A 557-nucleotide genomic window follows, 5' to 3' on the forward strand; every position below is an offset into this window, starting at 1 on the left:
AAAAGAAGAAACCCTATCCCAAATAGTGGCGCGCTCGTAAACACGTAGGATGTGTCTGCGGGCACTCATCCAGCTATGTCGAGCCGGGTTGATCTGGTTTTGATTGCCCAGAGCCGATCCGACAGCCAATCTGCCGACTTGGCTGCCCCCCTCAAGCAAAAAAACGTACCAAACGGGTAAGTAAGTTCGCTGTTTGGTCATGACCGAGGCTCTTCGCCTTTCTAAAGATAGACATCTGTCTTACTCTGCTGGTCTCACGCCAAGACGCGGCACGAGAAGGTGCTCTGCTCGCACTGAGAGTCAGCGTTTAGAGCGGCTGCAACCCTCGCACCATGTACTTTGTCTATGGATTCCACAATTTTGACTTGAATGCCCGGGTGAGTGCTCTGCTACTGCTCAAGTAGTCCAGTCCAGCTTGTCCATTGGTCATGATGAGGCACTTTACGAGCGCGCAGATGAGACACAATAGAAAAAGACGTCCCGTGCAACTGCTTTTCGAGGCATGGCTTGCTGAGCGGGCTTGACTCGTGTGGAGGGGGGGCCTCTTGGAATTGGAG

Annotated in this window: 1 protein-coding gene; it reads right to left on the minus strand. The window is 53.0% G+C overall.

The window, feature by feature from the left end; all coding sequences use genetic code 11:
* The coding region (locus AC1QQ2_RS14985; protein ID WP_479713747.1) for a hypothetical protein at positions 1 to 201 on the minus strand (201 nt) is incomplete at its 3' end.
* Positions 202 to 557 lie beyond the last annotated feature (356 nt).

This window comes from Aestuarium sp. (assembly GCF_023253315.1).
GTDB classification, from domain to species: domain Bacteria; phylum Pseudomonadota; class Alphaproteobacteria; order Rhodobacterales; family Rhodobacteraceae; genus Marivivens; species Marivivens donghaensis.